The organism is Methylobacterium sp. A49B, from assembly GCF_053346215.1.
In genome coordinates, this window is sequence record NZ_JBKFBO010000021.1 from 1 (window position 1) to 277 (window position 277).

Here is a 277-nt window from a genome sequence, read left to right on the forward strand (position 1 = left end):
CAGGCCTTCGACCTTGAGCGTGACGGCCGAGGAGCGGAAGAAGTTCAGGAAGGAGTCGGTGGGCAGGGCGTACTCGATGCCGCCGCCGACGGCCCATCCGGTGCGGAAGCTGTCGTTGCCGGCAAAGCCGCCGAAGGAGCGGTCGGCGCTGCCCGAGCCGTAGGCGAAGCCGCCGGTGCCGTACACGAGGGTGCGGTCGAAGGCGTAGCCGAGGCGGCCGCGCACGGTGCCGAAGAAGTCGAGGCTGGAGAGGCCGCGCGGGTCGGTGACGTAGTAG

At 70.4% G+C, this 277-nt stretch carries 1 protein-coding gene; it reads right to left on the reverse strand.

Going from position 1 to position 277, the window contains the following annotated elements; all coding sequences use genetic code 11:
- The coding region (locus tag ACLBX9_RS02430) for an outer membrane protein (RefSeq protein WP_447717766.1) at positions 1–277 on the reverse strand (277 nt) is incomplete at both ends.